The organism is Caldimonas brevitalea, assembly GCF_001017435.1.
In the GTDB taxonomy this organism is placed as follows: Bacteria; Pseudomonadota; Gammaproteobacteria; order Burkholderiales; family Burkholderiaceae_C; genus Caldimonas; species Caldimonas brevitalea.
The window spans coordinates 6,193,868-6,214,323 of the sequence record NZ_CP011371.1 but is presented as its reverse complement, the minus strand read 5'-3'; the positions used below and the strand labels follow the sequence as shown (position 1 = coordinate 6,214,323).

General features: G+C 68.0%; 18 protein-coding genes. 10 read left to right on the top strand and 8 right to left on the bottom strand.

The features are described 5' to 3' along the window. Window positions 1-29: 29 nt before the first annotated feature. Window positions 30-794 carry a DeoR/GlpR family DNA-binding transcription regulator gene (locus AAW51_RS26510; RefSeq protein WP_047197019.1) on the bottom strand — a complete coding sequence of 255 codons (765 nt, stop codon included), beginning with the start codon at window positions 792-794 and terminating at the stop codon, window positions 30-32. A gap of 271 nt (window positions 795-1,065) precedes the next feature. On the opposite strand from AAW51_RS26510, the gene glpD reads away from it, so the two are divergent. From glpD to AAW51_RS26465, 9 genes are all read left to right on the top strand, one after another. After that, window positions 1,066-2,709 (top strand): glycerol-3-phosphate dehydrogenase, encoded by a 1,644-nt coding sequence (glpD, locus tag AAW51_RS26505; protein ID WP_083438612.1) that lies wholly within the window; start codon window positions 1,066-1,068, stop codon window positions 2,707-2,709. A 51-nt stretch (window positions 2,710-2,760) separates the two neighbouring features. Next, complete coding sequence (locus AAW51_RS26500; RefSeq protein WP_047197018.1) at window positions 2,761-3,849, top strand: ABC transporter ATP-binding protein; 1,089 nt, start codon at window positions 2,761-2,763, stop codon at window positions 3,847-3,849. 1 nt (window position 3,850) lies between these two features. Continuing rightward, window positions 3,851-4,948 (top strand): ABC transporter ATP-binding protein, encoded by a 1,098-nt coding sequence (locus AAW51_RS26495; protein ID WP_047197017.1) that lies wholly within the window; start codon window positions 3,851-3,853, stop codon window positions 4,946-4,948. Window positions 4,949-4,988: 40 nt separating this feature from the next. Next, window positions 4,989-5,873, top strand: coding sequence for a carbohydrate ABC transporter permease (locus AAW51_RS26490; protein WP_047197016.1), 885 nt, complete (start codon window positions 4,989-4,991; stop codon window positions 5,871-5,873). Further along, complete coding sequence (locus AAW51_RS26485) at window positions 5,866-6,678, top strand: carbohydrate ABC transporter permease (RefSeq protein WP_047197015.1); 813 nt, start codon at window positions 5,866-5,868, stop codon at window positions 6,676-6,678. The genes AAW51_RS26490 and AAW51_RS26485 overlap by 8 nt, the downstream gene beginning before the upstream one ends. Window positions 6,679-6,724: 46 nt before the next feature. Beyond that, window positions 6,725-7,033, top strand: a complete 309-nt coding sequence (locus AAW51_RS26480) for a DUF2160 domain-containing protein (RefSeq protein ID WP_047197014.1) — start codon at window positions 6,725-6,727, stop codon at window positions 7,031-7,033. 99 nt (window positions 7,034-7,132) lie between these two features. Next, entirely contained in the window at window positions 7,133-8,866 is a 1,734-nt protein-coding gene (locus tag AAW51_RS26475; RefSeq protein WP_047197013.1) for an ABC transporter substrate-binding protein, read from the top strand. A gap of 260 nt (window positions 8,867-9,126) precedes the next feature. Next, a complete protein-coding gene (locus tag AAW51_RS26470) occupies window positions 9,127-9,993 on the top strand; it encodes a beta/gamma crystallin-related protein (RefSeq protein ID WP_169788092.1) in 867 nt (288 codons plus the stop codon). 157 nt (window positions 9,994-10,150) lie between these two features. Beyond that, entirely contained in the window at window positions 10,151-10,399 is a 249-nt protein-coding gene (locus AAW51_RS26465; RefSeq protein WP_047197011.1) for a hypothetical protein, read from the top strand. A gap of 81 nt (window positions 10,400-10,480) precedes the next feature. Here the strand turns inward: AAW51_RS26465 and AAW51_RS26460 are convergent, their stop codons facing one another. Together AAW51_RS26460 and AAW51_RS26455 are read right to left on the bottom strand one after the other, a co-directional pair. Then, window positions 10,481-11,623 (bottom strand): protein-glutamine glutaminase family protein, encoded by a 1,143-nt coding sequence (locus AAW51_RS26460; RefSeq protein WP_047197010.1) that lies wholly within the window; start codon window positions 11,621-11,623, stop codon window positions 10,481-10,483. A 397-nt stretch (window positions 11,624-12,020) separates the two neighbouring features. Continuing rightward, complete coding sequence (locus AAW51_RS26455) at window positions 12,021-12,203, bottom strand: DUF3606 domain-containing protein (protein WP_335337650.1); 183 nt, start codon at window positions 12,201-12,203, stop codon at window positions 12,021-12,023. Window positions 12,204-12,578: 375 nt separating this feature from the next. On the opposite strand from AAW51_RS26455, the gene AAW51_RS26450 reads away from it, so the two are divergent. Beyond that, window positions 12,579-14,222 carry an NHL repeat-containing protein gene (locus tag AAW51_RS26450; protein ID WP_083438610.1) on the top strand — a complete coding sequence of 548 codons (1,644 nt, stop codon included), beginning with the start codon at window positions 12,579-12,581 and terminating at the stop codon, window positions 14,220-14,222. Window positions 14,223-14,317: 95 nt separating this feature from the next. Here AAW51_RS26450 and AAW51_RS26445 read toward each other — a convergent pair whose 3' ends face one another. From AAW51_RS26445 to AAW51_RS26425, 5 genes are all read right to left on the bottom strand, one after another. Further along, on the bottom strand, window positions 14,318-14,782 hold the full coding sequence (locus AAW51_RS26445; protein ID WP_157360077.1) for a hypothetical protein: 465 nt from the start codon (window positions 14,780-14,782) through the stop codon (window positions 14,318-14,320). A 222-nt stretch (window positions 14,783-15,004) separates the two neighbouring features. Next, window positions 15,005-16,177: an ATP-binding protein gene (locus AAW51_RS26440; RefSeq protein ID WP_047197007.1), complete on the bottom strand. Its 1,173-nt coding sequence runs from the start codon at window positions 16,175-16,177 to the stop codon at window positions 15,005-15,007. Between the two features lie 188 nt (window positions 16,178-16,365). After that, complete coding sequence (locus AAW51_RS26435; RefSeq protein WP_169788091.1) at window positions 16,366-17,370, bottom strand: porin; 1,005 nt, start codon at window positions 17,368-17,370, stop codon at window positions 16,366-16,368. 53 nt (window positions 17,371-17,423) lie between these two features. Continuing rightward, window positions 17,424-17,924 (bottom strand): JDVT-CTERM system glutamic-type intramembrane protease MrtJ, encoded by a 501-nt coding sequence (gene mrtJ, locus AAW51_RS30310; protein WP_047197005.1) that lies wholly within the window; start codon window positions 17,922-17,924, stop codon window positions 17,424-17,426. Continuing rightward, window positions 17,921-20,407, bottom strand: coding sequence for a choice-of-anchor D domain-containing protein (locus AAW51_RS26425; RefSeq protein ID WP_157360076.1), 2,487 nt, complete (start codon window positions 20,405-20,407; stop codon window positions 17,921-17,923). Before AAW51_RS26425 ends, mrtJ begins: the two co-directional genes overlap by 4 nt. Window positions 20,408-20,456 lie beyond the last annotated feature (49 nt).

Here is a 20,456-nt window from a genome sequence, read left to right as displayed (position 1 = left end):
GGCTCCTTGTGCGGTCGGGCAGGGGCAGGTCAGGTCGCGACCTCGCATTGCACCCCGGCTTCGGCCAACAAGCGGGGGTAGGGCTCGGGGGGCGGCGCGTCGGTGAACAGCATGTCGAGCTGGCCGATGTGGCCTAGCTCCACCATGGCCGGCCGGTTGAACTTGCTGTGATCGACCGCCAGCCAGATCTCGCGCGAATGCTCCATGATGGCCCGCGACACCTTCACTTCGCGGTAGTCGAAGTCGCGCAGCGTGCCGTCGGCTTCGATGCCGGAGATGCCGATCAGGCCGATGTCGACCTTGAACTGGCGGATGAAATCGACCGTCGCCTCGCCGACGATGCCGCGGTCGCGCGCGCGCACCACACCGCCGGCGACGATCACCTCGCAATCCGGGTTGTCGCTCAGGATCGCCGCGACGTTGAGGTTGTTGGTGATCACGCGCAGGCCGCGGTGGCGCATCAGCTCATGCGCGACCGCTTCGGTGGTGGTGCCGATGTTGAGGATCAGCGAGCAGCCTTCGGGCACCGCCTTTGCCACTGCACGGGCGATGCGCTGCTTGGCGTCGGCGTTGAGCGTCTGGCGCTGCCGGTAGGCAATGTTCTCGACGGTCGAGCTGGGCAGCCTGACCCCGCCGTGAAAGCGCGCGAGCAGGCCGGCCTCCGACAGCAGCTTGACGTCCCGGCGCACGGTTTGCAGCGTGACGCCGAAGCGCTCGGCCAGGCTTTCGACCGACAGCGCACCTTGCGCACGCACGGCTTCGAGTAACTGGGCTTGGCGAGGGTTGGGCGTCATAGGGTGTGTGGGCGCTCACGGTGAAGGCGCCGGGATCGATCGGTTGAAGGGGAATTTTCGTTTTTCGGTGCCGCGAACCATAAGCGAAGCGATACGAAAACGAATTAGGGTTAGCGATGCGTTGCTTTCGTTTCGTTTCTGCGATAAAACGAAAAAAGAAGGACGCAAACGAACGAAAGCGAACATCGCGAACGAAGCCTGCGACAGCTTACAGGCCCGGATCTGCGAACGCAGCGTCGGCGTCACCCCTCAACATGACAGGAGACATGCGGTGAGCGAGCCTCTCGCTGGCAACCACGGCCGCCAAGGCCCGACGTCTTCCGCAGGCCGGCCCGGCGTGGCACCTGTGGTGTCGGCGCTCGGCCGCGAAACCAGCTGCGACGTCCTCGTCGTCGGTGGCGGCATCAACGGCGCCGGCATCGCACGCGACCTGGCGGGCCGCGGCCTGCGCGTCGTGATGTGCGAGAAGGACGACCTCGCGCAGCACACGTCGTCGTCGTCGACCAAGCTGATCCACGGCGGGCTGCGCTACCTCGAGTACTACGAGTTCTCGCTGGTGCGCAAGGCCTTGATCGAGCGCGAGGTGCTGCTGCGCAGCGCGCCGCACATCATGTGGCCGTTGCGGTTCGTGATGCCGCACGACCGTTCGCTGCGCCCGGTGTGGATGATCCGCGCCGGCCTGTTCCTCTACGACCACCTGGCCAAGCGCGAGGTGCTGCCGGCGTCCACCACGGTGAACCTGCGCCACCACGAGGCGGGGCAACCGCTGAAGCCGTTCTACACCAAGGGCTTCGTCTACTCCGACGGCTGGGTCGACGATGCCCGGCTGGTGGTGCTGAACGCCCTCGACGCGCAGCAGCGAGGCGCTCGCATCTACACGCGCACGCGCTGCATCGAGGCGCGTCGCAGCGCCACCGGCTGGCATGCAACGCTGCAGTCGCGCGACGGCGAGACGGTGACGGTCTCGGCGCGTGCCGTGGTGAACGCCGCGGGCCCCTGGGCGGGCCAGTTCCTGCGCGAGCATGCACACCAGCGCGACACCAAGGGTCTGCGCCTCGTCAAAGGCAGCCATATCGTCGTGAAGAAGATGTTCGACCATCCGATGGCCTACATCTTCCAGAACCCCGACAAGCGCATCATTTTCGCCATCCCCTATGAGCAGGATTACACGCTCATCGGCACCACCGATGTCGAGCACAAAGGCGCGATCGGCGAGGCCCGCATCGACGACAGCGAAATCGCCTATCTGTGCGAACAGGCCAGCCGCTACTTCGCCAAGCCGGTGACCCGCGCCGACGTGGTGTGGACCTACGCCGGCGTGCGCCCGCTGCTCGACGACGCATCGGGCGACCCGTCCGCCGTCACGCGCGACTACCTGCTCGACCTCGACACCAGCGAAGCGCCGCTGCTGTCGGTGTGGGGCGGCAAGATCACCACCTTCCGCAAGCTGGCCGAAGAAGCCGCCGACCGCCTGTGCCCGGCGCTCGGCCACCAGGGTGGCGCGTGGACGAGCGGCCAGCACCTGCCCGGTGGCGATCTGAGCAGCTACATCGGCGCGGCCCAGCGGCCCGACACCGACTTCGAGCGTTTCGACCAGTCGCTGGCCGACCGGCATCCCTGGCTGCCGCCGGCGTTGCGGCGCCGCCTGGCGCGCAACTACGGCAGCCGTGTCGACCTGGTGCTGGGCCGCGCGCAGCAGCTGTCCGACCTGGGCGAAGAGGTCGCGCCCCACCTGCGCGAGGCCGAGCTGCGCTACCTCTGCAACCACGAATGGGCCGGCTCGGCCGACGACGTGCTGTGGCGGCGCACCAAGCTCGGGCTGCACATGACCCCCGAACAGCGTCAGGCGGTGGCGACCTGGTTCGAGCGCGGCTCGGCGCCGACCGAGCCCGCCACGCTGGCCTCGATGCGCTAGACGTTAGACCGCACCTGTGGGCACGAACGAGAAGACGATGATGGAGATCACATGCAACTGATGCTTGAACGCATCGAGAAACAGGTCGGCGCCCAGACCCACCTGTACCCGATGGACCTGGCCCTGCAGCCCGGTGCCGTCACCGTGCTGCTCGGTGCCACCCAGGCCGGCAAGACGACGTTGATGCGCCTGATGGCCGGGCTCGACACCCCCAGCAAGGGCATCGTGCGCGTCGACGGCAAGGACGTGACCGGCATGCCGGTGCGCCAGCGTAACGTCGCGATGGTGTACCAGCAGTTCATCAACTACCCGTCGATGAAGGTGTTCGACAACATCGCCTCGCCGCTGCGGCTGCGCAATGAATCGGGCGTCGAGGCTCGCGTCAAGGAGCTGGCCGAGAAGCTGCACATCGCGCAGTTCCTGCAGCGTTTGCCGTCGGAGCTGTCGGGTGGCCAGCAGCAGCGTGTCGCGCTGGCCCGCGCGCTGGCCAAGCGGGCACCCCTGATGCTGCTCGACGAGCCCCTGGTCAACCTCGACTACAAGCTGCGCGAAGAGCTGCGTGAAGAGCTGTCGCAGCTGTTCGCCACCGGTGACTCGACCGTTGTCTACGCCACCACCGAACCGACCGAAGCGCTGCTGCTGGGCGGCTACACCGCCGTGATGGACGCCGGCGAGCTGCTGCAGTACGGCCCCACCGCGGAGGTGTTCCACCGGCCCCAGTCGATCCGCGTCGCGCGTGCCTTCAGCGACCCGCCGATGAACCTCATCGAAGGCGAAGCGATGTCGCTGGGTGTGCAGCTGCCCGCCGGCGTGCAGGTGTCGGTGCCGCTGCCCAGCACCGGGTCGCGCAAGCTGACGCTGGGCGTGCGCGCGAGCGCCTTGCGCGAGACCCGCCGCGACGGCGACGTGGCGCTGCCCGGCAAGGTCGAGCTGGCCGAGATCTCGGGGTCGGACACCTTCGTGCACGTCGACACGCCGGTCGGCGAGCTGGTGGCCCAGCTCACTGGCGTGCACTACTTCGATCTCGGTGCATCGCTCACGCTCTACCTGCACCCCACCCAGGTGTATGTGTTCGACGACCTCGGTCGTCTGCTGCTGGCGCCCTCCCGCGCCGCGCAGCCTGCTGCAGGAGTCCGCTGACATGGCCCGCATCGACCTCGACCTCGCCCACGCCTACCGCCCCAACCCGCAGCGCGACGAAGACTATGCGCTGCTGCCACTCAAGATGACCTTCCGCGACGGCGGCGCCTATGCGCTGCTGGGGCCGTCCGGCTGCGGCAAGACCACGCTGCTGAACATCATCTCCGGCCTGCTGCAACCGTCGCACGGCAGCGTCCAGTTCGACGGCCGCGACATGACCAAGCTCAGTCCGCAGGAGCGCAACATCGCCCAGGTGTTCCAGTTCCCGGTCATCTACGACACCATGACGGTGGCCGAGAACCTCGCCTTCCCGCTGCGCAACCGGCGTGTGCCCGAAGACAAGATCAAGCAGCGTGTCGGCAAGATCGCCGAAATGCTCGAGATGAGCGGCCAGCTCAACCAGCGTGCCGCCGGCCTGTCGGCCGACGCGAAGCAGAAGATCTCGCTGGGCCGCGGCCTGGTGCGTGAAGACGTGTCGGCGGTGCTGTTCGACGAGCCGCTGACCGTGATCGACCCGCACCTGAAGTGGCAGCTGCGGCGCAAGCTCAAGCAGATCCACCACGAGCTGAAGCTGACGCTGGTCTACGTGACGCACGACCAGGTCGAGGCGCTCACCTTCGCCGACGAGGTGGTGGTGATGACGCGTGGCCGCGCGGTGCAGGTGGGCTCGGCCGACGAGTTGTTCGAGCGGCCCGCGCACACCTTCGTCGGCAACTTCATCGGCTCGCCCGGCATGAACTTCCTGAAGGGCAGCGTGCACAACAACAAGCTGCAGATCGGCTCGCGTTTGCTGTCGCTGCCGATCGACAAGGTCGCCGCGCTGCAGCAGGCGCCGGACATCACGCTCGGCGTGCGTCCCGAATACGTCGTGCCGGCCACGCCTGAAGCCGACCATGCCTTGCCGGTGCACGTGACCCAGGTGCAGGACATCGGCACCTACTGGCTGGTGACCGGCCGCGTGGGCCAGGGCGAGGGCGCGCCGGTGTTGAAGGCGCGCTTGAGCCCTGACCATGCGGCGCCGCAAGTGGGCGCCACCGAATGGTGGTCGGTGGTGGGCGCGCACACCTGCTTCTACAAGAACGAGGAGCGCATTGCATGAGCCGTTTGCTCGCGATCCTGGTCACTGAGACGAGTCAAGCATGAAACCGATCAATCAAAAAGCGTGGCTGCTGGTGCTGCCCGTGTTCATCTGCGTGGCCTTCTCGGCCATCCTGCCGCTGATGACCGTCGTCAACTATTCGGTGCAGGACATCATCTCGCCCGAGCGGCGCGTGTTCGTCGGCACCGAATGGTTCGCGATGGTGATGCGCGACGAGGAGCTGCACGCGGCGCTGTGGCGCCAGCTGACCTTCTCGCTGGCGGTGCTGGCGGTGGAGATTCCGCTCGGCATCGCGTTGGCGCTGACCATGCCGGCACAAGGCTGGAAGGCGTCCGCGGTGCTGGTGCTGGTGGCCCTGTCGCTGCTGATCCCCTGGAACGTCGTCGGCACCATCTGGCAGATCTACGGCCGCACCGATATCGGCCTGCTGGGCGCCACGCTGGCCCGCTTCGGCATCGACTACAGCTACACCGGCAACGCCACCCACGCCTGGCTGACCGTCCTGATCATGGACGTGTGGCACTGGACGCCGCTGGTCGCACTGCTCGCCTATGCCGGCCTGCGCTCGATCCCCGACGCTTACTACCAGGCCGCCCGCATCGACGGCGCATCCAAGTTGGCGGTGTTCCGCTACATCCAGCTGCCCAAGATGCGCGGCGTGCTGATGATCGCGGTGCTGCTGCGCTTCATGGACAGCTTCATGATCTACACCGAGCCCTTCGTGCTCACCGGCGGCGGCCCCGGCAATGCCACCACCTTCCTCAGCCAGTACCTGACGCAAAAGGCGGTCGGCCAGTTCGACCTCGGCCCGGCGGCGGCGTTCTCGCTGATCTACTTCCTCATCATCCTGCTGGTCAGCTTCATCCTCTACACCTGGATGCAGCGTCTTGGCACCGTCGACCAAGCCGAGGGTTCCCATGGTTAAGAAGCGCTTCCAGAAGCGGTCGCTGTTCCTGATCGCCTACCTGTTGTTTGCCATCCTGCCGATCTACTGGATGGTCAACATGTCGTTCAAGACCAACACCGAGATCCTGGGCGGGTTCTCGCTGTGGCCGCAGGCGGCCACGCTCGACAACTACCGCACCATCCTGACCGACCCGTCGTGGTACGACGGCTATATCAACTCGCTGATCTACGTCGCGATCAACACCGTGATCTCGATCACCGTGGCGCTGCCGGCGGCCTATGCGTTCTCGCGCTTCCGCTTCCTCGGCGACCACCAGGTGTTCTTCTGGCTGTTGACCAACCGCATGACACCGCCCGCGGTGTTCCTGCTGCCGTTCTTCCAGCTCTACACGACGCTGAACCTGATGGACACGCACCTCGCGGTGGCGCTGGCGCACCTGGTGTTCAACGTGCCGCTGGCGGTGTGGATTCTGGAAGGTTTCATGAGCGGCATCCCGCGCGAGATCGACGAGACGGCCTACATCGACGGCTATTCGTTCCCGAAGTTCTTCTTCAAGATCTTCTTGCCCCTGATCAAGGCGGGCGTGGGTGTGGCCGCGTTCTTCTGCTTCATGTTCAGCTGGGTCGAGTTGCTGCTGGCGCGCACGCTGACGAGCGTCAACGCCAAGCCCATCGTCGCGACGATGACGCGCACGGTGTCGGCTTCGGGCATGGACTGGGCCTTGCTGGCCGCGGCCGGGGTGCTCACCATCGTGCCGGGCGCCATCGTGATCTGGTTTGTGCGTCACTACATCGCGAAGGGTTTCGCGATGGGCCGTGTTTGATCGGCATCGTGAACTGTCTGGCGTTTGAGTGAAGAAGGAGCTATAGATGTTTGCCTGGATGGTCTGGACGACGCCCGTCGCCGTATTCTTCAGCTGCATCGTGTTGATGCTGATCGGCATGACGGTCTGGGAGCTGAAGTCCCCGACCGACACCCGCAAAGGTTTTCTGCCGATGGAGACGACGCGCGGCGACCGCCTTTTCATCGGGCTGCTCACTGCGGCCTATGTCAACCTCGCGTGGGTCGGCCTGGGCGAGAAGATGGTCAGCTGGTTCTCCCTCGAGCAAGAGCCCTCGGTGTGGATCAGCTTCGTCGTCTCGGTGCTGCTGCTCGCGCTGATCATGCGCAAGGGCTGATCAGCAGCTGTCGTCGAACCGATATTCAGAATTCGGGCCGGTGCTTCCCGCGGCCTGTGTTCTAGTGCACCCGGGAAGAAGAGCAATGAGGAGACCCTGATGAAGCAGCGCATGAGTGCCGTGGCGTTTGCCGCAGCCGCTTTGGCGATCGGCCAGAGCGCCTGGGCCGGTGAGCCCGAGGCCAAGAAGTGGATCGACAGCGAGTTCCAGCCGTCGAGCCTCAGCAAAGAGCAGCAGATGGCCGAGATGAAGTGGTTCATCGAAGCCGCCAAGAAGCTGCAAGCCGCCGGCGTCAAGGAAGTTTCGGTCGTGTCCGAAACCATCACCACGCACGAGTACGAGGCCAAGACCCTGGCCAAGGCCTTCACCGAGATCACCGGCATCAAGGTCAAGCACGACCTGATCCAGGAAGGCGACGTGGTCGAGAAGCTGCAGACCTCGATGCAGTCGGGCCGCTCGATCTACGACGGCTGGATCTCCGACTCCGACCTGATCGGCACGCACTACCGCTACGGCAAGATCCTGGCCCTGACCGACTACATGAACGGCGCCGGCAAGGACTACACCAACCCGGGTCTCGACCTGAAGGACTTCATCGGCACCAGCTTCACGACGGCGCCCGACAAGAAGCTCTACCAGCTGCCCGACCAGCAGTTCGCCAACCTCTACTGGTTCCGCGCCGACCTGTTCGCGCGCGCCGACCTGAAAGAGAAGTTCAAGGCCAAGTACGGCTACGAGCTGGGCGTGCCGCTGAACTGGTCGGCCTATGAAGACATCGCCGAGTTCTTCACCAACGACGTGAAGCAGATCGACGGCAAGCCGATCTACGGTCACATGGACTACGGCAAGAAGGACCCGTCGCTGGGCTGGCGTTTCACCGACGCCTGGCTGTCGATGGCCGGTACTGCTGACAAGGGCATCCCGAACGGCATGCCGGTCGACGAGTGGGGCATCCGCGTCGCAGCCGACAAGTGCACGCCGGTGGGCGCCTCGGTCGAGCGGGGTGGCGCGACCAACTCGCCGGCGGCGGTCTATGCGCTGACCAAGTACATCGACTGGATGAAGAAGTACGCGCCCAAGGAAGCCATGGGCATGACCTTCGGTGAATCCGGCCCGGTGCCCGCGCAAGGCCAGATCGCCCAGCAGATCTTCTGGTACACCGCCTTCACCGCCGACATGACCAAGGCCGGCCTGCCGGTCGTCAATGCCGACGGCACGCCGAAGTGGCGCATGGCGCCCGGCCCCAACGGCCCGTACTGGAAAGAGGGCATGCAGAACGGCTACCAGGACGTCGGCTCGTGGACCTTCTTCAAGGACCATGACGCCAACCGCACCGCCGCTGCCTGGCTGTACGCCCAGTTCGTGACCAGCAAGAGCGTGTCGCTGAAGAAGTCGATCCACGGTCTGACCTTCATCCGCGACAGCGACATCCGTCACGAGTACTTCACCAAGAACGCGCCCAAGTACGGCGGCCTGATCGAGTTCTACCGCAGCCCGGCCCGCGTGGCCTGGACGCCGACCGGCACCAACGTCCCCGACTACCCCAAGCTGGCCCAGCTGTGGTGGAAGAACGTGGCCACCGCGGTGACCGGCGAGAAGACGCCGCAGGCCGCGATGGACAACCTGGCCAACGAGATGGACCAGGTGATGGCTCGCCTCGAGCGCGCCGGCATGGCCGCTTGCGCACCGAAGCTGAACCCGAAGGGCGACCCGGCCAAGTTCCTGAGCGACAAGGGCGCGCCCTGGAAGAAGCTCGAGAACGAAAAGCCGAAGGGCCAGACGATCGCCTACGACACGCTGCTGCAAGCGTGGAAGAACGGCAAGGCCCGCTGAGCCGGCATACCGCTTAGCTCCACCGCCGGCGCTCCCTGGGGCGCCGGCCCTTCCACCGCATACCGCCTCCGCGCGGTATGCGGTTTTTCGTTTTCGTGCGTTGAACCCGGGTGGGGTCCGGTACGGAAGACGTGTGCGGCCGTGCTGGCGGCGGGTCGCCGTGGCGTGACCCGGCTCCGCCACAATCACGCACGCACGATCAGGGAAGCGAACTCTTTATGCAGCGATGGATCAGGGCCGCCCTAGGCCTCTTGGCCGGCATGGCCGCCGCCCACGGCGCCTCGGCGTCCGACATCGTCATGTTCGAGCATGACGACTTCCAGGGACGCCAGCTGCAGGCCAGCGGTTCCCTCGGCGACTTCCACCCGCGCGGCTTCAACGACATCGTCTCGTCGGTCATCGTGCGGCGCGGCCATTGGGAGCTGTGCACCCACGCCCGCTTCGACGGCCCCTGCATCGTGCTCGGCCCCGGCCGTTATCCGTCGCTGGACCCGATGCACTTCAACGATCGCGTCTCGTCGCTCCGGCCCGCCGCTGGACACGGCGGCGACCGCGGACATGGCGACCGTAACGGCGACCTGGTGCTGTTCCGCCACGCCGATTTCCAGGGCCGCAGCATCGGCCTCGACAGCCGGGAGCCTGATCTCAACCGTTTCGGCTTGAACGACGAGGTGTCGTCCGTGGTGGTGCGCCGTGGTGTGTGGCAGCTGTGCAGCGACGCCGGCTACAGCGGCACCTGCATCGAGTTGTCGCCCGGTAGCTACCCGACGCTGCGCCCTTATGGCCTCAACGACACGCTCTCGTCGGCCCGCCGTGTGAGCGGGCGCCACCGCGAGGCGCACCGCGCGCCTCTCCCGGCACCCGGGTGGGGGCGCGAAGCAGGTCCGACGCCCGCCACGCCCGCCTGCACCCAGGCGCTGAGCGTGACGATCGCCAACGAGCGGGGCCGGGTCGACCGGGTCGAACTGTTCGACGGAGAGGTCGAGGAGTTCCGCGTCTCCGACGACGAGGTGGGCGTGCGCGGCGCGGGCCAGTACCACACGGCGCGGGCGGTGCGGCCGTTCCGTTTCGAGTGCAGCTACGACCTGCGCAGCGGGCAGGTGAGCTCGATGCGTTTGCGCGACTGACCATGCGCACCTACGGGCGGTCTCGCCGCCCCGTCAAATCCCCGGGCAGGGCAGGGGCTGGGCCCGCGCCGCGGCGGGTGAGGCCGCAGAATCGACCGAGGCCAGGCGATCCCGCGGGCCCGCTTCATCTCGATTGCTTCAACTCTGAGGAGATCCCATGGACAAGAAGCTGCACCTGCTCGAAACCTTCACCGCCGAAGGCAGCGACGGCGCCCAGTACAAGGTGCTCGGCTACGAACACCTAGTGCGCGACCCCAGCCTGGCCGACGGCAACGAACACTGGGAGCCGACTGGCGAGGCCGAATACAAGCTGGCCACCGGCGAGCACGTCGACCTGCTGCCGGACGGCGCGATGCGGGTGCCGATGCGAGGCCTGACACTGCAGCGGCAGCAGCCCTCCGCCTGAACCCCCCGCCTCCCGGCGGCAGCTTTCAGAGCTTTGCGACGCGCCGGCCAGGCCAGGCCGGGTCGGCCGCCGCCTTCCCCTTCAGCCACAGTGTGCGTACGGCGGCGGCCCCTGTGTCAGCGAGCGGTTCTGCAGCTGCAGCCGGTAGGTCGCCAGCACCGCCTGGGTCTCGACATAACTCGGGTCGGTCACCATACCCCACAGGTAGAAAATCTCGGCGTCGCTCGCCGTCAGGGTTGACCCGGGGTCGCCCTGTGCGCTCTTCCATGTCTCCTGCGTGACCGGCGTCGTGAAGAGGGCCGGGTCGAACACCAGGCGGCGCGTGCGGAACCACCAGAACCCGCCGCGTCGCACGCACAGCGTCGGGGCCACATGCCAGCCCCAGAACACCTGGCAGTTCGGGTTGTTGCGGGTGCTCGCCCGCAGGTTGCCCTCGATCCACACCTTGCGCGGCGACAAGCCGATGTCCAGCATCAGCCGGCACATCTCATGCGCCCGGCCCCAGCAGCCGTCGTCGGGATACAGAAAAGGGATGCACGGCGGCGGCACCGACAAGGGGTTGCAGGTGGTGGCCGCCAGGCGGTCGAACACCTCCTGTGCGCGCCTCGGGGAGAGGCACCGCCACCACCACCACCAGCGTCGCCAGATCAGCCAGTGGCGGATGCGGTGCCAAAGCCGGTCCAGCCAGCCCAGCGGCTCTCGCCGACGCGGCGGCCACTCGGGCTTGAGGCTCGGCCAGGGTGTCTGGTCCGGGCCGGGCGCGACACGGCGCACGTCGAGGATGTGGTGGGCATCGTCTTCGGTGACGACCAATGCAGACCGGTCTGCCAGCGCGTCGAGCAGCAGCGCCTCCATCGAGGCGAAATCGGGGTGATGGCGGTCCAGCAGGTGGCGACCATGCGAACGCTCGAGTTCCACGGCCAGCGACCCGCCGCCGATGTCGCGCAGCGCCTGCACGCGGGTGTAATGGGGGATCAGCAGGCGCACCAGGCTGCCGGTTTCCGGGTCCAGCTCCAGATACGCTGGCAGCCGCTGCCGGCTCAAGCCGTCGAGCACCTGGGCAAACCCGGGTGAGCGCGGGTTGCGCGGGTCGAGGCGCACCAGCCGGCCGTCGTCGAGTTCGACGGCGAGGCCGCGGGCTTGCCGCAGCAGGTCGGCGGGCGCCTGGTCGAGCGTGGGCTCGAGTCGGCGCGGCACCGAGACGATGGCGTTGGGATGGGGCATGGTCGACCTCCTGGCGGTTCGTTCGAGTGCAACGGGTGCAGCAGCGGGCCGCGAGGGTGGGCCGACGCCGTCAACGCGGCCTCACCACGTCCCGCAGGCAACGCGATGGCGTTCGCCCACTGTCGGTCGGTGGCCGCGGTGCGAGCCCGGGTTCTTCTGTGCCCGGAGGTGCCGGGGGCCGTGCCCGTCGGGCGCCGGCTCGGCTGTTCGTCGGCACCACTGTGGACCTTTTCAGGCGCCGGCACATCCCCATCTGGTGGGTACACGTGGGGGGGTGGGGGCCGGCGTTGCCGCGCGGGGAGTGATCGGGGTGAAGGAGAGGCAGGGCGGGTCGCGGGCACTGCTCGTACCGCGCCGGCCCGTGCTTAGCGGCCAGGGGGTGGCGGCGACAGCGCGGTCACTTGCTCAGGTGCTCGCGCACGTCCGCCGCATGGTCGCCGACCAGCGCCACGGCTTTTTTCAGCTCTTCGGGCTTGCAGTCGAACTGCCGGCACCAATAGCGGACCTCGAGCGGGTCGAGCAGGTTGATGCGGCCGCGGTCCAGCGGTTGGAAGTTCTGCAGGTCGGCGTCGTCCATCATGTCTCCTTGTCGTGCCGCGGCCGGCCCTGGGCGTCCCAACCTCCAGGGCTCCGCGCATCAGGTTGCAGGGGGTGCTGAAGCGCCATGCCGCTTGCCCGTCGTCACGCTCGATGGTCCAGAGCAGGTCGATCACCCCATTGTGTTCGCCCTGTGCCAGGAAGGCGACCGGTTCATCTACAGCCCGCACGAAGCCGTGTGGCGCCTACGGCTCGCACACCGCCACCATGCTGGGCTCGACCGGCTAGGGCGCGACGTCGCAAGCTGCGCACCCGTCACGCCACCCGATTAGGGCTTCCCCGGGCTTGTCACGTGGGTGACAGTAAGCGGTCTTTCGGCGCATAGATTCAGGTCCGCCCCCTCAACTCAGGAGACGACATGACCACGACACCCCGGCGACGTGCGGGCCTGCTGGCCGCGATGGTGCTGGCAATCGGCCTCGGCGCCTGCAGCGTCACGCCCCCCTCCCGGCCCAACGGCTGGTCGACACCCGAAGTGCTCGTGGCGCCGTCCGCCTTCAAGGGGGTGCATGGCCTGGCGGTCGACGCCCAGGGGCGGCTGCTGGCCGGCAGTGTGGTCGGCAATGCGATCTGGGAAGTGGACCGCAACACGGGCGCCGCCAAGGTCTTCATCGGCGCACCGCAGGGCCAGGCCGACGACATCGCCGTCGGCCCCAAGGGCGAGCTGGCCTGGACGGCCTATCTGCAAGGCGCGCTGCACTACCGCGAACGCGACGACGCGCCGATCCGCGTGCTGGCCTCCGGCCTGCCCGGCCTCAACTCGCTTGCCTTCGACCCACGCAACGGCAAGCTCTATGCGAGCCAGGTGTTTCTGGGCGACGCGGTGTGGGAGATCGACGTGGCCGGCCAGAAGCCGCCTCGCCTGATCGCCAAGGACGTCGGCGGTTTCAACGGCTTCGAGGTCGGCCCCGATGGCCTGCTGTATGGGCCGCTGTGGTTCAAGGGCCAGGTGGTCAAGCTCGACCCGGCCGACGGCAAGGTGACGCCGATCAACCGCGAGTTCACCGTGCCGGCCGCGGCCAACCTCGACGGCAAGGGCAAGCTGTGGGTGGTCGACACCTACCACGGCCAGCTGGCGTCGGTCGACCTCACGACCGGCCGCAAGACCGTGGTGCAGCAGCTCAACAAGGCGGTCGACAACCTCGCCATCGCGCCCGACGGCACCATCTACGTGGCCAACATGGCTGACAACTCGGTGCAGGCCTACCAGCCCACCACCGGCCAGCTGCGCACCCTGACCAGCGGCAAGGTGGCCGTGCCCGGAGGCCTCGAGATCGACGGCGACAGCCTCTACGTGACGGACCTGTTCGCCTTCCGCAAGGTCGACCTGATGACCGGCGCCGTCAGCGACATCTTCCGCATGCAGTCGTCCGACCTCGAGTACCCGTTCTCGCTGGGGCTGTCCGCCCAGCAGTTCGTGCTGACCTCCTGGTTCACCGGCACCGTGCACGTGATCGACCGCACCAACTACAAGACCAAGGCGCTGATCCACAAACTCAAGGCGCCTTCCGACGCAGTGGTGTTGCCCGACGGCAGCCTTTTGGTGGTCGAACTGGGCACCGGCACGTTGACGCAGATGAGCGGCTCCGACTATCAGCAACGCCGCGTCGTGGTGTCCGGACTGCAGGGCCCGGTGCAACTGCTGCTCGGCCGGGACGGCGCGGCCTACCTGACCGAGGCGGCCGGCACGCTGACGCGTGTGAACCTCGCCGATGGTGCGAAGACGGTGGTGGCGAGCGGCTTGGCGATGCCCGAAGGGGTGGCGCAAACGCCGTGGGGCAGCTTCATCGTCGCCGAGACGGCAGCCCGCCGCCTGACCGAGATCGACCCCGTCAGCGGGGCCAAGCGCAGTGTGGCCGAGAACCTGCCGATCGGGTTCGAACCCGGCCCCGGTATGCCGGCACCGTACCTGCCGACCGGCGTGGCCGTGGCGGCCGACGGCACGGTCTACTTCAGCGCCGACCGCGACAACGGCATCTACCGGCTGCGTCCCTGGCGATAAGGTGTGAACCGCCGGCCTCGATGGGCCCGGCGGTTGAGGTAGGTGTCCTTACAGGAGGCCGTCGCGGACAGGTTCCGCGACGGGTCCCAGCCGGATCAGGTCGCCAGTCGCTTCGCCGCTGCGCGTTTCGCGGCCGCCTGGGCGCGGTAGTGCGCGCCGTTCAGGTAGGCCTCGCGGATGCCGTCCTGTTCGGCGAGGGCGCGGGCCCATTGCACCTCGAAGCCCTGCCGCACCTCCACGACCCACAGGCCGTTTGTGTCGTCGTATTCGAGCACCCGCAGGCCGAGCCAGTCGAGCGTGTCGGCGGCGATGTCCTCGTCTTCATGGTCGACCTCGACGACCACCGTGCCAGCGAAGTAGCTGTAGGGCGGCGCCGGCTCCTGCGGATAGCTCACCCCGTCGACCACCAGCGTGGTGCCGGCATAGAAGACGGGCGACTCGTCGGGGTCGTCGTGATGATGGTCGTCGTCACCGCCGCCGCCGCCGCACGCGGCCAATGACAGGGACAGCGCGCCGGCGGCGCACAGCGAGAGAAAACGTCGTCTGTTGGAGGTGGTCATCTTGGCCCGTTCAGGCTGCATGGAGAGGTTCGACCGTTCAACGCGCGCCGACCGCGTTGCGACGACATCCCACGCGGTCCGCAACGAAGTCTTACCCGTGCCACGAATGGATGCGATTTGGTCCACGCGCTTCTGCCCGCCTTCGTCGTGCGGCGGTTGCCGCACACGTCGGCCATCGGCCTTTCGCGACGGGTCGCGGTTAGAGGACGCTCACTTTGAAGGTCAGCCTTCGCTGGGCCCTTCGATGTGCGGAGGCGACCGGTGCTGTTCCAGATACCAAGCCCGCAGCCCGTCGTCCTCGAAGGCATACGCGCCTCGCCCGGCACGCCACAACAGCTCTTTTTCGCGCAGCGCGTCGAGGGCGGCCTGCACGGTCGACGCGGCCAGCCGCTTGCCCATCACGGCTTGGTAGGCCTGGTGCGCGTCCTCGGAAAAGGGTTCGTAGTCCGGCGACAAACGGGCGACACCGTCCAAGACGGCTTTCTGCGTGTCCGGCAGTCCGTTGTACACCGACTCGAAATCGCGCCATGCACGCCGCTGCAGTTCCTTTGCGTTGGAGGCGACCTGTGCCGAGAGCGCGGCGGCCCCGCCGAACTCTGACACGCTTTCGCCGACCACCTGCTTGAGCATCTCGGGGCGGCGCCCCACCAGCTCGAACGCGCGCTCCAAGGCGTCCACCTCGAACTGCATGCCCGCAGCGAACTGCTGGTTCAACCACTGCGCGTAGGCTTCCACGAAGCCGCGGTCGAGCAAGGGAAAGCGCGTGATGCCGGCGCCGTAGAACGGCTCGCTCTTGCGCAGCACCAGATGGGCCAGTTTGTCGCGGTTGGAGCCTGTCATCACCAGATGCAGGCCGCGGGTTCCGGTGCCCTGGTTGAGGCGATCACGTGCCGCCTTGAGGGCGAACATGGTCTGCGTGCCCGCCTCCGTCGACAAGGCGTGCTGGGCCTCGTCGATCAGCAGCGCGATAGGCTTGCCGGATTGCTGGTGCAGGCGCTCCAACGCGTCGGCCAAGGTGGCTCCGCCGGGTTGGCCGACCTTGGCAAGATCCAGCGAGAGAGTGCCCATGACGTTCAGGCGGTCGAGGCCGACACGTTTCGCAGCTTTCAGCACCGGCCCGTCATGGCGCGTGAGCGCCCCGCGCACGGCGGCCGTGATCAATTCCGCCGGGTCGCGGGCGCGATCAGACCAGAGATCGACGTACACCGGTTCCCAGCCAAGGCCGCGCATCTCGGGGATCAGGTCTTCCCGCAGAAACGTCGACTTGCCGGTGCGTCGGGGCGCGGCCAGGAAGAGGCCGGACGTGAAGTCGAGCACGCCGCGTCCCTCGAGTGCGGCACAGTAGACCTTGGCGAGCTCAGTGCGCCGGTAGACGAAGGGCAAAGCCGGGTCCATCGGATCCTCCACGATTACGGACGAATTATACGTACGTACGTAATTGCTCGGAAGTGTCTGAAAATGGAACGGAATCGACGCTCGCGCACCGCCTGCAGCATGACTGCCTCCGGGGACCCGCCACAACCGTCAACGGCCGACCGGCAGGAGCGGCTCGACGCTGCCCGGTTCGCCGGACGGCGTGCCGCTCAAAACCGCGTCCGCACCCCCAACGCCACCGACTGCCCCTTGGTCTGCCCTCGCACGCGGTCGTCCATGCCCACCACATACAAATCGGTCAGGCTCGAATAGGCGTACAGGTAAGCCGCGCTGGTGGTCGTGTGCTTGCGATCGACGGCCGGCCCCTCGGCGGTGGTGTAGGCCACCTGCGCCAGCACGCTGCCCGGCCCGACCGGCACCGACAAGCCGGTCGAGGCGATCTTGCTGCGCACTTCCAGTTCGCGGTCGCGGGTCTGCGTGTACAGGCCGAACAGCTTGGCGAAGCCGAAGTTGTAGGCCGCCCCCAACTGCCACACCTGTTCATCGATGCCATCGTCGATGTCGTCACGCACCCGCACGTCCTGCGCCGCCAGCGACACCGCCCACAGCCCGCGCGAGTACACCAGGCTGCCGCCGCTGTAATCGCCCTTCAGCTCGGACGGGCCGCGCGCATACATCACGTTGGCCACCAGGCCGTCGAGGTTGGGCGACACATAGCCGACCGCGCGGTTCCAATAGAAGTCGCCTTGTGCACCTTCCAGCGCGCCGCTGCCGAACAGATGCCGCACCGCCGGCGAGAACGACACCGAGTTGGCCAGCGCGTTGAAGCGGGTGGTGCTGTCGAACAGCGGCGTCAACTGGCGGCCCAGGCGCAGCGTGCCGTAGTCGCTGCCCAGAAAGGCGTAGGCATTGCGCGAGAAGAAGGGGTCGTCGTTGGTGCGGCCGGTGCGCAGCTTCTCCAACCGCACAAAGGTCTCGAGCGTCACCCCCGGCGTCCAGCCGCCGTCGAAGCCGTGCTTCGCGGTCATGCCCACATGGGTGGCCGTCATCGAATTGCTGTTGTAGCGGTGCTCGCGGATCGTGCCGCTGGGTTCGAAGCGCCCGTAAGAGAAATCGAGCACACCGTGGAACGACACATCGGTCTGGGCCTGCGCGCCGCCGCTGAAGGCTGCCAGGCTCAATGCGCACAACGCGGCGCAAACGGATCGGGACAAATGAGGCACGAAGACGGCCCTCCGGATGGAAAGATGTGGGATGCCCATGGTCATCAGCCGAGCGCCGGGACGTGGGCGAGCAGGGCGGGCGCGGCCAGCCACAGCGCGTTGAGGCCGCCATGCAGCACGGCGCAGGGGGCCACGCGGCGGGTGCGGCCATAGAGCGCGCCGATCCACAAGGCCGGCAACGCCACGGCAGCACCGGCGAGGTCGCCGCGCACCGCCGCATGGGCGGCGCCGAAGGCGAACACCGTGAGCAGGTTGGCCCCCATCGGCGACGCTCCCCGGCGCAGCAGCGTCTCCTGCAAACCGCGGCGGAACACGATCTCCTCGGCCAGCGGCACGAGTGCGACCAGCAACGCCGCGCGCAAGGGCGGCTGCCCGGTCGACCAGGCGGCTGTCATCGCGACCAGCAACACCGCCGCCGCAGCAGCAGCGGCCGGCCACGCCGGCCGCGGGCCCGGCCGGCCTTGCATCACGTGCGGCTTGGCACGCAGCAGCGCAGCCGCGGCCCTGCCATACGGAGCGCTCCAGTCGTGGCTGCGTGCGATCACGTCCGCGCTCCGCCGTGCCGCGACGCGCGGGCGTCGGCCGCTCCTTCGCGCCGGCGCCAAACCAGCACGCCGCCGGCTGCCAGCAGCAGTGCCCACAGGGTCGGGTCGACCAGCGTGTCCCCCTCGACCAGCGAGCAACCGCCGCCCGAGGTGTCGGCGGCCGGCGTGCCTTCGCCGCTCAACGTCACCTGTTGGGGTGTCGCACTGGCGTCGCTGGTGATGCTCAGCACACCGCCGGCCGCGCCGGTGCCGGTGGGTTCGAAGGTGATGCTCAGCGTGCATTCGCTGCCGGGCGGCAGCGTGAAGGGCAGGGTGGGGCACGACTTGTTCTGCACGTTGTAGGGGCCTTGCACCTCGAGCCCGGTCACCCGCAGGCTGCCGGTGCCGCGGCTGCTCAGCGTCAGCTCCGACGGTAGCGACCGGCTGCCCTGTTGTGTGCCGCTGAAACTCACTGCGGTGGCCGACACGGCCAGGCCGGCGCCCGGTGCCGCCAGGCCGGTGCCTTGCAGCGTCAAGGTCGGCGGGTGGCTGCCCGAGCTGGCCACCTGCACCGTCGCGGTCTTCTCGCCGGCACCGTCGGGTGTGAACTGCACGTTCACCTGGCAGCTCTGGCCCTGGAAGATCACTTGGCCGACGGTGCAACCGGCCAGCGTCACCGAATAGCTCGACGCGCCGACACCCACCGCATTGGCGATGTGCAGCACCGCGCCGCCCGGGCCCTGGTTGGTCAGCGTGGCGGACTGCACCGCCGACACCGTGCCCACCGACACGTCGCCGAAACTCATGCGGGCCACCGCGGGCGACCACACCAGCGCCGGCACTGCGTCCACCGTGCCGCGCCCGGCCAGCGCCACACGATGGGGCGACCCCGGCGCGTTGCTGACGATGTCGATGGCGCCGGCGTAATCGGTGCCGGCCGCGGTGGGCGTGAAGCCGACCGACACGGTGCAGCTCGCGCCCGCGGCCAGTGTCGCCGGGCAGGGCGACCCGGTGGTCAGCGCAAAGCCGGCCCCGCTGGCCGCCAGCGACGTCAACACCAGTGGTTGGTTGCCGCTGTTGGTCAGCGTCACGCTGCGTGCCGGGTAGATCCCCCCCACGGTCTGCGAGCCGAAGTCGAGGCTGCCGGCCGACAGGCTGACGGCCGGAGCCGGCACCGGCACGCCCGACCCGCTCAGCGGCACGCTGGCGGTGCCGTTGCTCGCGTTCGAGGCGATCGACAACGTGGCGGAGCGCGAGCCGAGCGCGCCCGGCGTGAAGCTGAGGGTCACGCTGCAGGTGGCCCCGACCGCCAGCGGCGTGCCCGTCGTGCAGGTGCCGCCGCGCGTGTAGTCGCCGGCCGCCGCACCACCGAGCGTGAAGCTGGTGAAGCCGAGCGGTGCCTGGCCGCTGTTGCGCACCGTGAACGAGCGTTGTGCCGTGCTGCCCAGCTGGGTGTCGCCGAACGCGACCGACGCCACGCTCAGTTCGATCGCGGGCTGCGGCGCCGGCGTCGCGGTGCCCGCCAGCGTCAGCACCTGCGGGCTGCCGCTGGCGTTGTGGGTGATGCTGAGGCTGGCGTTGCGGGCACCGGCCGCCGGGGGGGCGAACTGCACCACCAGTTGGCAGTTGCTGCCCGGCGTCAACACACCCGATGCCACACATTGGTTGCCGGCGCCGAACGAGTAGTCGCTGGCCTGCGCGCCGCTGAAACTCAGCGTGCCGAGCACCAGGTTGGCATTGCCGCCGTTGGTGATGGTGGCGGTGCCGGTGGTGCTGGCCCCCGCCACCGCCGAGAAGGTCAGGCCGGTGGGTGAGATGCTGAACTGCGGTGCCAGCACCTGCGCGTCGCCTTGCAGCGGAATGTTGCGCGTCGGCGGTGTCGGGTCGCCGCTGGTGCCGGTGAAGCTCAGCACCAGGGTGGCACTGCGCGTGCCGCTGACGCCCGCCGCGCTGGGTGAGAACTGCACGGTCAGCGTGCAAGGCGTGTCGGTGTTGTCGGCCGGCACCGAGCCCCCGGTGCACGAGGCCGACACCGAGAAGTCGCCGGCATTCGCGCCGGTGACGCTATAGCTGTAGGGCACCGCGGCGGCCCGCGCATTGGCGATCGTGATAGTGCCTGGGGCTCCGCTGGTCGTGCCGGCCACGGTGGTCGGGAAGGCCGGCACCGATGGGATCACCACCAGGTCGCGCACCATGCGCAGGAACGACTGTACCTGCGCCACTTCCGCGTCGCTGATCGCTTCCGGGCTCAGGTTGTAGGCGTAGGCGGCCGGCATCGCGGTGCGCATCTGCGCGACCGTGCCGTCGATCTTGGCGTTGCCGATGATCTTGCCGTAGCCGAGCGGGCTCGCCCCCGTGCTCAGCACGCGGACCGGATACTCGTGGCACGCTATGCACTTGGCCCTGTAGGCCGTGTCCGGCAGCGTCACCGCCTGCGCGAGGGCCGTCTGCGGCGCCAGCGCCTGAGCCGCGAGCGCCACCGCCGCAGCCAGCCCGGCGCGCATACCGCGGACCTTGCGCCACAGGGCGCCCCTGGTGACGCCTGTCGCCACC